At 67.5% G+C, this 13,831-nt stretch carries 8 protein-coding genes; 5 read left to right on the forward strand and 3 right to left on the reverse strand.

Features of this window, described 5'->3' with window-relative positions:
* Positions 1 to 171: 171 nt before the first annotated feature.
* Genes grxD through ACE3SL_RS09845 form a run of 3 tightly spaced genes read right to left on the reverse strand, consistent with a single transcriptional unit; the run spans position 172 to position 1,126 of the window.
* On the reverse strand, positions 172 to 504 hold the full coding sequence (gene grxD, locus ACE3SL_RS09835; protein WP_374525558.1) for a Grx4 family monothiol glutaredoxin: 333 nt from the start codon (positions 502 to 504) through the stop codon (positions 172 to 174).
* Positions 505 to 554: 50 nt separating this feature from the next.
* The gene (locus ACE3SL_RS09840; protein ID WP_374525559.1) at positions 555 to 788 is read right to left on the reverse strand and encodes a BolA/IbaG family iron-sulfur metabolism protein; all 234 of its coding nucleotides are present in this window, start codon (positions 786 to 788) and stop codon (positions 555 to 557) included.
* Positions 789 to 799: 11 nt separating this feature from the next.
* Positions 800 to 1,126, reverse strand: a complete 327-nt coding sequence (locus tag ACE3SL_RS09845; RefSeq protein ID WP_374525560.1) for a DUF1476 domain-containing protein — start codon at positions 1,124 to 1,126, stop codon at positions 800 to 802.
* 233 nt (positions 1,127 to 1,359) lie between these two features.
* On the opposite strand from ACE3SL_RS09845, the gene ACE3SL_RS09850 reads away from it, so the two are divergent.
* From ACE3SL_RS09850 to ACE3SL_RS09870, 5 genes are all read left to right on the forward strand, one after another.
* A complete protein-coding gene (locus tag ACE3SL_RS09850) occupies positions 1,360 to 4,428 on the forward strand; it encodes a CHAT domain-containing protein (RefSeq protein ID WP_374525561.1) in 3,069 nt (1,022 codons plus the stop codon).
* Between the two features lie 4 nt (positions 4,429 to 4,432).
* On the forward strand, positions 4,433 to 6,517 hold the full coding sequence (locus tag ACE3SL_RS09855; RefSeq protein WP_374525562.1) for a CHASE2 domain-containing protein: 2,085 nt from the start codon (positions 4,433 to 4,435) through the stop codon (positions 6,515 to 6,517).
* The gene (locus ACE3SL_RS09860; RefSeq protein ID WP_374525563.1) at positions 6,504 to 7,268 is read left to right on the forward strand and encodes a hypothetical protein; all 765 of its coding nucleotides are present in this window, start codon (positions 6,504 to 6,506) and stop codon (positions 7,266 to 7,268) included. The genes ACE3SL_RS09855 and ACE3SL_RS09860 overlap by 14 nt, the downstream gene beginning before the upstream one ends.
* A gap of 412 nt (positions 7,269 to 7,680) precedes the next feature.
* The gene (locus ACE3SL_RS09865; protein ID WP_374525564.1) at positions 7,681 to 9,552 is read left to right on the forward strand and encodes a ShlB/FhaC/HecB family hemolysin secretion/activation protein; all 1,872 of its coding nucleotides are present in this window, start codon (positions 7,681 to 7,683) and stop codon (positions 9,550 to 9,552) included.
* A gap of 47 nt (positions 9,553 to 9,599) precedes the next feature.
* Positions 9,600 to 13,831: beta strand repeat-containing protein (locus ACE3SL_RS09870; RefSeq protein ID WP_374525565.1), on the forward strand; the 4,232-nt coding region annotated here is incomplete at its 3' end.

Raw genomic sequence — 13,831 nt, forward strand, 5'->3', positions numbered from 1 at the left:
CGAGCGAAGTCGAGACACGCATGGGAAGCGCCAGCCTTCGCGTGTCTCGACTTCGCTCGACACGAACGGAAATAGGAGACGGTCTGGAATCCACCCCAATGCCGACATTTCGACCGCGCACGAAAAAGGGCGGCATCGCGCCGCCCCCTCGTTTCACACTGACAGGATCGCCTATTCCGCTCGCGTCGGCACGCCGTCCATCAACTGGTGAAGCTCGCCCGCTTCCCACATTTCCATCATGATGTCCGATCCGCCGATGAACTCGCCCTTCACATAGAGCTGGGGGATCGTCGGCCAGTCCGAAAATTCCTTGATGCCCTGACGGATTTCCATGTCCTGCAGCACGTCGACCGTATCATATTCGATACCCAGCCGGTCGAGCATCGCGATCGCGCGCGAGGAAAAGCCGCACTGGGGAAAGAGCGGGGTGCCCTTCATGAACAGCAGCACGGGGTGATCGGCGACCAGCTTGGAGATGCGGTCGTGAGTTGCGGGGTCGCTCATGTCAAAGTCTCCGGTGGCGCGTCGCGCCGAAAAAGTTTCGCGTCTCGCCCCTATGAAGGAACGGCGGTCGTCAATTGCAAGGCATGAAGTTCGCCGCCCATGCGTCCGCCGAGCGCCGCATAGACCGCCTTGTGCTGTGCGACACGGGTCAGGCCGCGAAAGGATTCGCTGACGACATGCGCCGCATAATGGTCGTTGTCGCCCGCCAGATCGGTGATCGTGACGGCGGCATCGGGAAACGCGGCCGCGATCATCGCCTTCAGATCTTCCTCGCGCATCGCCATCGGAAGGGCCCTCAGTTCTGGCTGTCCATGAACTGGCGGCGCGCCTCGGCGGTCTTTTCGTTCAGCACCGCGCGAATCTCGGCATCGCTGATCTCGACCTGCGCCGCGGTGAGGTCGCCCGCGAGCTTGCGGATGACGTCCTCGTCGCCCGCTTCCTCGAAATCGGCCTGCACGACCGCCTTGGCATAGGCGTCGGTTTCTTCGGGAGTCAGCCCCATGCGCTCGGCCGCCCATTCGCCGACGAGCCGGTTGCGGCGGGCGGTGACACGGAACTGCACTTCCTGGTCGCGGGCGAATTTCGTTTCAAAGGCCCGTTCACGATCGTCGAATGCGCTCATCTTGTCCTCGCTGGGTGAAAGTATCGACCCCAGATAGGTGGCTCCGCCCATGCGCGCAAGGCAGCTGTGCGGCAGATCACTTCCCTTTTGCAGACGAAGGGTTTAGGGTTCGCGGCGACGGGAATGGGTCGTACCGCAGCGTGAAGACTGCGCCATGCCCCCGACATCGCAGGCATGGCGCGTCGAAGCTCGTCCTTGGGGGATTGATGATGACCGTTCGACGTCGATTTTTCGTGCCGATTCTGGCCGCGCTCGCGGCCAGCGCGGCACCCCCTGCCGCTGCCCAGCCAGGCGACCCGACGCTGCGCGACAGCTTCTCGATCGGCGATCAGGGCGGCGCGCTCTGCGAAGTGCAGGCGACGATCCGCGATTCGGTGATCAAGGGCATGTTCGACCGCGCCTGGGTGATCGTCTGCCGCGACGCCAGCCAGCCGGTGGGCTATGTCCGCATGCTCCGCGCAAGCGCCGCCGTCGCGCGCGCGCGGATCGAGGCGGGGCGCGCCGGCGCGGTGACCTGCGTCGATGGCGACACCTGCACCGTCAAGAACAGCAACATCGGCTGGACGACGCGGATCGAGACCGACGGCAACACCGCGTTCGCGGTCGAGGGCTTCACCGCCTATGGCGATGCGCTGAATATTGCGCTCGAATCGATCCGCCAGAAAAAGCTCGTGCCCGGCCAGATCAAGGTCGCGACGACCTCGGTCGGCGGCGGCGACGGTTTCGCGCGGACGCTTGCCGGAACGATCGACATCGACAAGGCGCTGGCCGAGGGATACCGCCGCAACCACAGCGGCGATTATGCGGAGGCGGCCGAATTCTTCGAGGCGCTGTCACAGCGGACCGCCGACGAACAGGGTGCCGCGGGGATCGACCCCACCGAATTCACCCTCAACCGCGCGCTCCAGCGCTCCAACCTCGGCGAATTCGCAGAGGCCGACCGGCTGTTCGGCGAGGTCGAGGCGATCCCGACGAGCGATCCGGTACAATTGCGCCTGCGCCGCAATTTCCGCGCGATCCATGCGCTGAACCAGCGCGACTACGATGGCGCCGCGGCGCTGCTCGAAACGCCGATTCCGCCGCTGACCAACGCGGTCGCGGTGAACGGCACCGCCGTCACGCTGACGCCCGAGATCGTCGCCGGCGTCAACAGCGGCGCAAATGCGCGCGCGGTACGCCAGGCCAGCGACCGCGAGCGGCTGAGCCCGCTCGAGCGCGCGCAGATCATCGACGCGCAGGCAGTCCATCTGCTCGGCACCGTCGAACGCCTGCGCGGCAATCCGCAGGCCGCGAAAGCCGCGCAGCTCAAGGGGCTCGCCGATGCCGTTGCGGTGCGCGAGGGACGCGTGACCTCGATCGTCCGCCTGCGCTCGCAGATGCTCGGCGAACTCGCACTGACCGAAGAGGCGCTCGGCGACAATGCCGCCGCCGACGCGCGGTTCCAGGAATCGATCGCCGCGCTCGCGATCGAATATCCCGAAACCAACGCGCTCGCCTCGGCACGGGCGCGCTACGCCGCCTTCCTGACCCGCCATGGCGAGGACGACAAGGCGCTCGCCATCTATCACGACGTCGTCGGCGCGCTCGCGAGTTCGCAGCGTTCGACCACCGGCATGGCGAACATGATGGCGCCCTATTACCGGCTGCTCGCGAGCCGCGCGGCGTCCGATGCGAAAGCGGCGGGCGATTTCTTCATCGCGAGCCAGCTTCAGGTCCGCCCCGGCGTCGCCGACACGCAGGCGGTCCTCGCCCGCGAGCTGTCGGCGGGCAGCGACGATGGCGCACGGCTGTTCCGCCAGGCGACGACGCTCGACCGCGATATCGAACGCGCCCGCATCGAGGACGCCCGGCTCGCACAGATGCCCGAAACCCCCGAAGTCAATTCGCTGCGTGCCGACCTCAAGACCCAGCTCACCAACCTGTCGTTCCAGCAGTCGGAAACCCTCGCCAAGCTGTCCGACTATCCGCAATATCGCGTCGTCGCGTCGGGCAAGCTCGACCTCGCCGAACTGCAGCAGGTGCTGCGCCCCGACGAAGCCTATCTGAAGATGCTCGTCGTCGGCGATTCGGTTTACGGGATGCTGATCGGCCAGACGGACGCCCAGCTCTGGCGCAGCGACATCAGCGCGCAGGGCCTCGAAAATGCGGTCGATACGATCCGTTCGACCATCTCAATCGTCGAAAACGGCAAGCGCGTGACCTATCCGTTCGACGCCGCCACCGCGCGCAAGCTCTATACCCAGCTTTTCGCCCCGGTCGCCGACCGGCTGCCGGCGGTGACGCATCTGATCTTCGAGCCCGACGGCGCGATGCTGCGGCTCCCGATCAACCTGCTGATCACCTCGGACAGCGGGCTTGCCGACTATGAGCAGCGGGTGGGTGATCCCAATGCCGATGCTTTCGACATGCGGAACATCGCCTGGCTCGGCCGCGCGACCCGCCCGAGCACCGCGGTGTCGGTTCTGGGCTTCCGCAACGCACGGCAGGCGCCGCCGTCGAACGCGGCGCGCGAATATTTCGGCCTTGGCGAAAATCTGCCGGTGCGCGGCGGCGTGCTGCCCTCGCTCGGCACCCGCGGCGCGACCGGCGGCGGCGTCGATGGCAGCTGCCAATGGGACGTCAGCCAGTGGAGCCGTCCGATCTCGGCCGCCGAGCTCGTCACCGCGAGCAGCACGATGGATCGGGGCGCCGCGACCTTGCTCACCGGCGGCGCCTTCACCGACACGGCGGTCAAGAACCGCAGCGACCTGTCCGATTACCGCATCATCCATTTCGCGACCCACGGTCTCGTCACCGCGCCGCGGCCCTCCTGCCCGGCGCGCCCGGCGCTCGTCACCTCATTCGGCGACAAGGATTCGGACGGCCTGCTGACGTTCCAGGAGATCTTCGACCTCAAGCTCAACGCCGATCTGGTGATCCTGTCGGCGTGCGATACCGCAGGCGCGGCGACGGTCGCGGCGACACGCGAGGCGGGCGTCGCAAGCGGCGGCGGCAACGCGCTCGACGGGCTGGTGCGCAGCTTCATCGGCGCCGGGGGCCGCTCGGTGATCGCGAGCCACTGGCCCGCACCCGACGATTTCGACGCGACCCAGCGGCTGATCGGCGGATTGTTCGCGGCACCGCAGGGCGAAAGCATCGCCGACGCGCTGTGGACGAGCGAGAAGCAGCTGATGGACGACAAGCGCACCTCGCACCCCTATTATTGGGCGGGTTTCGCGATCATCGGCGACGGCGGCCAGCCGCTGCTTCACGGCACGACCGCCACCGCGCAAAAGGGAGCGGCGGGCCAATCGGCCCTCTGATCCGATGGCGACCTCGACGATCGACATGCCCGCGAATGCGGCGACGCCCGACGTCCGGTCGGCGGTTCCCCTGCGCAAGCGCATCCGCCGGCTGGCCATGCAACTCGGTCCGTCGCGCATGGCGGCGACGATCCTGTTCCTGATCGTCGCGATCCTCTTCGCCCGGCTGAGCTGGCAGATGCCGCTGATCGGCGATGCCGAGCGCGCGCTGTACGATGCGCGCGCGACGCTGATGGCGCCGCAGGTCGGGCAGGACAAGCGCATCGTCATGGTCACCTATAATGACGAGACGCTGTTCAACACCGGAATCCGCTCGCCGCTCGACCGCACAATCCTGGCAAAGGCGCTCGCCAACCTCGACCAGATGGACGCCAAAGCGATCGGCATCGACATCGCCTTCGATTCGCCGCGCCCCGACGATCCCGTCCTGCAGGCGCAACTGCGCGCGATGAAGACCCCGACCTGGCTCGCCTATGCCGAGCAGGCGAGCAATCCGAACACCATCTTCTATGAGCAGCAGAAATTCCTCGAATCCTATCTGGCCGCCGTCACGACCGCCAGGACCCGGCCGACGAGCGTGCTGTTCCGCACCGACAACGACGGGGTGATCCGCCGCTGGCCCGACCGCCCGAAAAATTTGCCGCCGCTAATGGCGAACGCGCTGGCGCCGGTCGATCCGGCGCACGCCGACTATCAGGGCAATATCCGTTTCCGCGTCCCGGCGCGAGCCGAGAAGGGACAGGAAGAGCCGGTCTTCGCCAACATTCCGATCGACACTTTCGCAATCCCGATGGATGACGCGACGCGCGCCGGATTTTCGGAGCTGATCAAGGACCGTTATGTCCTGATCGGCGGCGACATCATCGACAACGACCAGTTCAACACCCCGCTCAGCCGCTTCACCGACCCGATCACCGGCCTGCACGAAACGATGATCGGGCTGGAGGTCCACGCGCATATGCTGGCGCAGCAGCTCGACAAGGACTGGTCCGCGCCCTTGCCGGGCTTTTCCTTGTGGGTCCTCGCGGTGCTCGTCGTGATCGCGGGCGGGCTCACCAGCCTGATCGACGTGCGCGCGCGCTGGGTCGCGCTCGCCTTTCTCGTCCAGATGGCCTTCTTCATCGCCTTCCCCTTCTGGCTGCAGGGGCATGGGGTCGATACCACCACGCTTCCAGCTTTCGGCTGGGCGATCGGCTGGCTGTTCGGCTATGCCGCGGTCGGCACCGCCGCGCGCACCATCGGGTCGCGCCAGCGCGCCTTCGCGCAGTCGGCGCTCGGCAAATATCTGCCCGCCGACATCGCGGCGCAGATCATGCGCGATCCCGACCAGCTGTCGCTGCACGGTGAGCGGCGCAACATCTATTGCGTGTTCACCGACCTCGAAGGCTTTACCAAATTGAGCCACGCGGTGACGCCGGAAACGGTCGCGCGGCTGCTCAACGAATATCTCGACCGATTGTCGGACATCGTGCTAGGCCATGGCGGGACGATCGACAAGTTCGTCGGCGACGCGATCGTCGCCTTCTGGGGCGCGCCGATCAGCCGGCCCGACGACGGCGCGCAGGCCGCCGCCGCCGCGCTCGCCATGTATGCGGCGGGCGAACAGTTCCGCATCGACCTCGCGGACGAGGATGTGCCGCCGATCGGGATGACGCGCGTCGGCCTGCACGTCGGCGACGCGATCGTCGGCAACTTCGGCGGCGAGGGCCGCATCCAGTACACCGCGCTCGGCGACAGCATGAATACTGCCTCTCGGCTGGAATCGGCGAACAAGAGTTTGAAGACCGGCGTCCTGATCTCGGCCGAGGCCGCCGCGCGCGCGGAACGCGACGATCTGGTGCCGATGGGACGCGTGACGCTGCGCGGCCGCGCGCAGCCGGTCGACGTGCTGACGCCGCGCCCCGATCTCTCTCCGGCACAGCGCGCGCGTGTCGCGGCGCTTGTCGCGGCCCACGCCGCGGACGATAAAGCGGCCTATGTGACCGCCGCCACAGCATTGCAGCAGGAGTTCGGTAAGGATTCATCCATCATGTTCCTGATCGAACGCCTGAACGAGACCGAAAAGGGAGAAAGCTATGTCCTTTCCTGAGATGACGGGGCGCCGCCTCGGCCTGACCGCCGCCGCCGCGATCCTCGCGATCGCCGTCACCGGCACCGCCGCCGCCCAGTCGATGGTCGTCCGCTCGACCGGGCCTTCGGCGGCGAAATATCCGACCGGCACCCGGCTCAAATCGACCGACAAGCTGACCCTCGCGGCGGGCGACAAGGTCGTGCTCATGCAGGCGGGCAAGACGCGCACCCTGTCGGGGCCGGGCACCTTCGGCGCGACGGGTCAGATCCAGGCAAACCAGTCGATGGGCGCGACGGTGACGCGGATGCTCTCGACCGGCCCGACGATGCGCTCGCGCGGCGGGTTCTCGCGCGGGGCAGAAGAAGCCCCGCCGGTCGATCTTCGCGCGCCGAACCTCTGGCTGCTCGATTTTCGCGAGGGCGGCACCTTCTGCGTCGCCGATCCCACGCGGCTGACCCTGTGGCGCCCGAACATGGACAGCGACCAGCTGCTCAAGATCGAACAGGGCGACAAGGAAGAGACGGTCGCGATCGTCGCGGGTGCGAATTTCCGCAAATGGCCGACCGAGGCGCTGCCGGTGCAATATGGGGTCGATTACCGCCTCTCGGGCGCCGGTCTCGCCAAGCCGGTGACCGTGCGCTTCACGCAGATGGGAACGCTGCCCGACAGCGCCGAAAATTCGGTCGACGGGCTGATGGCAAAGGGTTGTACGTCGCAGCTCAACCGCCTTGTCGATGCGATGTCGGAGAGCGAAAAAACAGCTGGTTAGGGTCAGGACCCGTCAATTGCACGATCGAGGTTTGAAGCGATTTTGTTCGGGGCGAGGGAGCAAGGCGAATTAATATGTCGATATTTCAAGACTTGCCGACAACGCCATGGGCAAAATCGGTCAAATCCCCCTTCCTCCTGCCAAATTTGGGGGACGCCGAAATGGCTTCGATCTCGGGTCCGCGCGGCCTTGCGGGTAGCGATGCTACCCGCTGCATCCGCCCGAACCCGATATCTTTGCCATTTCGACGCCTCGATCGTGCAATTAAGGGGCCCTGACCCTGACCGCGCAGGGCGGCATTGAACCCGCCCTGCCCATCTGATAACAATTGTCGAAGACTGCCGAAGAGCAGCAAAGTCCTTTCCTTGGGTCGAAAATTCGCCACCGCCGGGCAACTGGCGGGGAATAACGAATGGGTGCGCGGCGCCTGTGGCCCGGGCACGGACAACGAGGGGTGGTGATGGTCGATATGGGGGTATGGGACGCCAGCGGATTCGCACGGCCGGCGCGCGGAGCGATCCGCCGGGCCTTGGCTTGTTCGGCGGGGCTCGCCGCCCTGTCGCTGCCACTCGCGGCAGCGGCGCAGACCGCGCCTTCGGTGCCGACGCGCGAGGAAATCCAGCGCCCCACATTGGCCCCCGCGGCTCCGCCCAGCGAGCAGGTGGTAACCGCCGACGACGGCATCGAACGCGCGCCCTGCCCGCTCGCCAATCCCGAATTCGCCAATGTCCGCGTGACGGTGCGCGAGGTGCAATTCTCGCCGGTCGAGGGGATCGACACGGCGATGCTCGATGCGAGCTGGCGCGACAAGGTCGGGCAGGACCTGCCGATCGCGGTGGTCTGCGACATCCGCGACCGCGCCGCGACGATGCTCCGCGCCAAGGGCTATCTCGCCGCGGTGCGCGTTCCGCCGCAGACGATCGACGGCGGGGTGATCAAGCTCGACATCCTCTCGGCGCGCATGACGCGGATCGAGGTGCGCGGCGATGCCGGCGCGAATGAGAAATTGCTCCAGCGCTATCTGTCGCACCTCGACGACCAGCCGGTGTTCAATATCGCCGAGGCCGAGCGCTATCTGCTGCTCGCCCGCGACATTCCCGGCGTGGACGCACGGCTGACGCTGCGCCCCGGCGCGGTGCCGGGCGAGGTCGTCGGCGAGGTCACGGTAGCGCGCACGCCCGCGATCTTCGACTTCAACGCCCAGAATTTCGGCTCGCACGACGTCGGCCGCTGGGGCGGCATCGTGCGGGCGCGGGTCGCTGGGCTGACCGGCATGGGCGACCTCACCACGGTCAGCTTCTATTCGACCCCCGATTTCGACGAGCAGAATGTCGTGCAGGCCGCGCACGAGTTCCGCGTCGGCGGCGAGGGTCTGCGCTTCGGCGCAAGCTATACCTATGCCTGGACGCGCCCCGACATCGCCAATTTTCCGGTCAAGTCGAACACCCAGATCATCAGCCTCTACACCGCCTACCCGCTCGTGCTGAGCCAGGCGCGGCGGGTCACGATCGGCGGCGGGCTCGACATCATCGACCAGGACATCAAGCTCGGCCCGCTGCCACTCAACCGCGACCGCATCCGCGTGTTCAACCTGCGCGCCGACGCGGCGTGGGTCGATCCGGCCTCGATCGCGGGGAAGAACGGCTATAGTCCCTCCGAACCGCGCTGGTCGCTCGGCGCCTCGCTCGAAGCGCGGCAGGGCGTGAATTTCCTCGGCGCGAGCGACGATTGCGGCCCCGGCGGCGCTACTTGCTTCCTCCCCGGCGCAGTCCCGTTGACGCGCGTCGAGGCGAAGCCCGACGCCTTCCTGCTCCGCGCCAGCGCGCAGGCCGAATGGCGGCCGGCGAAATTGTTCACGCTGGCGGTATCACCGCGCGCGCAATGGGCGAGCGATCCGCTCGTCGCCTATGAGGAATTTTCGGGCGGCAACTTCACTGTCGGGCGCGGCTTCGACCCCGGCACGGTGATCGGCGACAGCGGCGTCGCGGTCTCGACCGAAGCCCGCTACGGCTCGTTCGTTCCCGCGAATATCAAGAGCTTCGCCTTCCAGCCCTTCGTCTTCTTCGACGCCGCCTGGGTGTGGAACAAGGACAGCGCTTTCAACGGGCTCAATCCGCAAAAGCTCTATTCGGCGGGCGGCGGGTTGCGCGTCGCCTATGGCGACCTCGGGCGGCTCGACATGACGCTCGCGGTCCCGCTGAACAAGGGCGGCTTCCTTCCCGAAAAACCCGATCCGCGTTTTCTGGTGTCGTTCACCACCCAGTTCGGCGTGAAGGCGCGCTGAGCCCCATGAATGCCGAGCCCATGAGTCTTGCAGCAAGGACAACCGCCATGCGTGCCAATGCAGCCCCCTCGCCCCTCCACACCGGCAAACGGCGCCTGCTGGAGAGCTGCGCGATCGCCGCCGGCATCGCAGCGCTCGCTTACGGCGGGCCGGCACTGGCGCAGGTCGCGGGGTCGGGGACCATCATAACGCTCCCGACGCCTACCCCCGTCCCTACCCCCACTCCTGCTCCCACCTCCACCGGCCTAAACCCATCGACCGTCACCCTCACCGGCGCGCAGAGTATCATCAACTGGGTTCCGACCGACAATGGCCCGACGGGGGGCGACATCGACTTCCTGCCTGCCGGCAACACATTGAGCTTCAACGGCAACGGCAACAGCAATTATATCGTCCTCAACCGTTTCATGAACGGCACGGGTGGCTCGCTGAGCCGCCAGATCGCGCTCAACGGTACGATCAACAGCACCGATTATGCGGTCTCGGGCCAGCAGGCCGGCAGCATCTGGTTCTACAACGCCGGCGGCATCCTGATCGGCAGCAGCGGCGTGATCAACGTCGGCAGCCTGGTGCTGACCACCAACGATATCGTCACCACCGGCGGCCTGATCGACCCCGCGACCGGCATCCGCTTTCGTGCCGGAACGCCCGGCAGCACCGCGGGAGTCACGGTAAGCGCCGGCGCACGGATCACCGCAACCGAATCCCTCGCTCCCGCAGGCAGCAGCTATGTCGCACTCGTCGCGCCGCGCGTCACCCAGGCGGGCCGTGTCGATGTCAACGGCTCGGCCGCCTATGTCGCCGCGGAAGAGGCCAATATCCGCATCAACGCGGGACTGTTCGACATCGATGTCCTGACCGGGACGACCGGCGGCCAGGCGATTACCCATACCGGGGTCACCACCGGCCCGGAACAGCAGGCGACAGGCCAGCCGCAAGGCATCTACATGGTCGCGATCCCCAAGAATCTGGCTGTGTCGATGCTGGTGTCGGGCATCGTCGGCTATCGGGACGCGACGAGCGCGACCGTCGCGGGGGACGGCTCGATCGTGCTGTCGGCGGGCTATAATGTCAGGAACGGATCAATCGTCGCCACGCCGGTCAACGCCACGGCGGCGAACATCACGATCAACGACATCATTTTCAGCAGCGATGTAACGGCGCACGCCAGCGGCAATCTTTTGGCCCGGCCGCTTCAGGACATTCCACCGCCGCCACCGCCCAGCAGCGTTCCTCCCCCGAATCCGGCGGGACGCCTGCTCGCCCTGGGCAACGCCACCTTCACCGGCGACACCAGCGCGACGCTGCGGGTCGATACGGGACACCAGGCGTCGATCCTCGGCAACCTGACCGTTCAATCGGGCGACACCGCCACCACGCCGGGCAATGCCGCGATCACCCTCGATGGCGGCTCGCTGGGGGTCCAGGGCTCCACCTTGATCACGGCGCCCGCTTTCTTTGGCACCGCGACCGGCGACACGCAGGGCGGCAACGCCACCCTGACGATCACCAGCGGCGGGCAGATGATCGCGAACGGCGGTCTCGATGTTTCCGCCGACGCCTATGGCGGGTTCGACTCCGCCGGCAAGGCAAGCGGCGACGGACGCGGCGGATCGGCGACGATCACCGTTTCGGGCGCAAATGCCGCCGGGACCGCCAGTTTGCTGAGCGGCGGCACCGGCGGCGGCAATGTCAGCGTTCATGCCTACGGCTATGGCGCCCTGCCCTCGTCGGGCTTCGACAATGCCGACACCGGCGGCGCGGGGATCGGCGGCAGTGCGACGATCCGCGTCCAGAACGGCGGTAATCTTTCGACGACCGGAACATTGAGCGCCGGAGCGGAGGGCGGGGGCGGGTTCGGCCTGATCCAGTCGGGCGCCGGCACCGGCGGCACCGCGCTGATCGAGGCAACCGGAACCGGCACGGTACTGCAAGCGGGCACGACCTTCGTCGATGCCGGCGGCCATGGCGGCGGCGGCTTTTCCTTCGATCCGGTTACAGGTGATACGCTTCCCACGCTCCATAGCGGAAATGGTATCGGCGGGTCCGCGACGCTGCGCTTCAATACCGGCCCCACATCGACGATCAGCACCGGCGACACCAGAATCGACGCCTCGGCGAGCGGCGGTACGGCGGGCGGCTTCTTCGTTCCGAGCGGCGAAAATGCGACCGGCGGCAACGCCACCGGCGGAACCGTAACGGTCGGGGTTCTGGGCGGCAGCCGCGCCCGGATGGCCTCGCTCACCGTCGATGCAAGCGCTACGAGCGGCGACGCCTATAGCGCCAGCAACACCACCGGACGGAACGGCGATGCGCGGGGCGGATCGATCGCCCTTTCGGTCTCCGGTGCGTCAGCCGGCACAGGATCGGCCCTCGACCTTACGGGCGGCGGCATCTCGCTCGATGCCGATGGAACCGCCTCGACCAACGGCCGCGAAAATACCGGCAGCGGGCGCGGTGGCACGATCGCGGTTTCAGCAACCGGCAGCGGCGCCATCTCAGGCGTTTCGATCCTCGCGGCGAGCGCCTTCGGCGGCAGTTCCAGCATCTCCCCCTTCATCAGCGCGGGCAGCGGCACCGGCGGCACGATCGACATCCTCGCCGATACCAACGGATCGATCGCCGCCCAGGCCTATCAGGCGCGCGCCAGCGCCGGTGTCGTCAACACCGCCGGTGCCAATGGCGCCGCGCAAGGCGGCAACGTCTCGATGATCGCGCGCGGCGGCGGCAGCATCGCCGCGGCGGCAGGCGGCTTCACGACACTCCAGGCCACCGCAATCGACGGCGTCAGCGCCGACGGCAGCACGGCTACCGGCGGCACGATCCGGCTGATCGCCGACGGCGGCAACCTCAGCCTGCTGGGGACGGGCCTCGATGCCAGCGCGACATCCGGCGGCGATGATGCAGGCAGTCCTTCGTTGGCGAGCGGCGGTACGATCGCGATTCAGGTGGCCGCAGCCCCGAACAGCCAGCTTGCCGTCGATTTCCTCGAAGCCAACGCCGATGCCCAAGCGGCTGCGAATTACGACGGCATCGTCGAAACCACTGGCGATGCGCGCGGCGGCACGGTCACGGTCGATGTCCAGGGCGGCAGCCTGACGACAACGAACACCTCGTTTGGCCTCAACCTGACGGCCCAGGCCATTGGCGGCATCGGCAACGAAGGTCGCGGCGGCAGCGTTACCTTCACCCAGACCGGCGGGGATGTGAACATCCGCGACCTGACGCTCAACACCGACGGACAGGGTGGCCAGTCCGGCGCCGGCGTCGGCGGCTTTGCGACGCTCAGCCTCAGCGGCGGCTCCTTCACCGCCAGCGGCCCGGTGACGGCAACCGCTCAGGGCCTTGGCGGAGAAGGCATCGAAGGCAATGACGATCCCGATTTCGGCCAGGACGGTGGCGTTGGCGGTACGGGCCAGGGCGGCACGGCGACGATCACCATCGGCGGCTCGGCGGTGGTCAGCGCGACGCGCCTTGGCGCTTTTGCCAGCGGCACCGGCGGCGCCGGCGGCAGTTTCCGCAGCTTCGGTCTCGACGACGGAGTCGGCGGGAATGGCGGCGAGGGCACCGGCGGCAGCGCCACGATCAACCTCGTCGCGGGCAGCCTGATCACCAATGTGATCGAGGTCGATGCCGGCGGCTTCGGCGGCGCGGGCGGCAGCATCTTTACCTCGTCCAGCGGCGGGCCTTCGGTCGGGCTGGGCGTTGGCGGGAACGGCGGCGGCGGGTCCGGCGGCACCGCGACGCTCGGCCTCGGCGCGACGACGCTCTCGGTTGGCGAAGGCGTTTTGGCCTTCAGCAGCCGATCGATCGGACAAGGCGGCGACGGCGGATATGGATCGGATGGCGGCAGCGGCGGCTTCGGCGTTGGGGGCCTGGCACAGGCGGTCATCGACAATCGCGACGCCGGCGCGTTGGCGCTCGCCCTCGACAGCACCGGGTCGGGCGGCGATGGCGGCACCGGGGGCAATGGCAACGGCGGTATCGGCGGCGACGGCCAGGGCGGCGTTTCGAGGCTCCAAGCAAACGGCGCCAATGCCAAGGCCATCATCACGCAGGCGAATTTCCTCACTGGCGGGACCGGCGGCAACGGCGGCTCGGCGTTCACCGAATCCTCGGCGACGCCGGCGGTCGGCGGGCGCGGAGGCGACGGCGGCGCGGGCTATGGCGGAGAGATCGAGGTCGCGGCGATGGGGGGCGCAACGGTCACCCTCAGCAGCAGCGGCGGGCCCGTCCTGTTCGGCAGCACCGGCACCGGCGGCAACGGCGGGCGCGGCGC

This window comes from Sphingopyxis sp., from assembly GCF_041916015.1.
Lineage (GTDB): Bacteria > Pseudomonadota > Alphaproteobacteria > Sphingomonadales > Sphingomonadaceae > Sphingopyxis.

Coding starts and splice junctions, on each gene's coding strand:
- grxD (WP_374525558.1), bottom strand. CDS start 504: ATGAGCGACCCCGCAACTCACGACCGCATCTCCAAGCTGGTCGCCGAT.
- ACE3SL_RS09845 (WP_374525560.1), bottom strand. CDS start 1,126: ATGAGCGCATTCGACGATCGTGAACGGGCCTTTGAAACGAAATTCGCC.
- ACE3SL_RS09855 (WP_374525562.1), top strand. CDS start 4,433: ATGGCGACCTCGACGATCGACATGCCCGCGAATGCGGCGACGCCCGAC.
- ACE3SL_RS09865 (WP_374525564.1), top strand. CDS start 7,681: ATGGGTGCGCGGCGCCTGTGGCCCGGGCACGGACAACGAGGGGTGGTG.
- ACE3SL_RS09840 (WP_374525559.1), bottom strand. CDS start 788: ATGGCGATGCGCGAGGAAGATCTGAAGGCGATGATCGCGGCCGCGTTT.
- ACE3SL_RS09860 (WP_374525563.1), top strand. CDS start 6,504: ATGTCCTTTCCTGAGATGACGGGGCGCCGCCTCGGCCTGACCGCCGCC.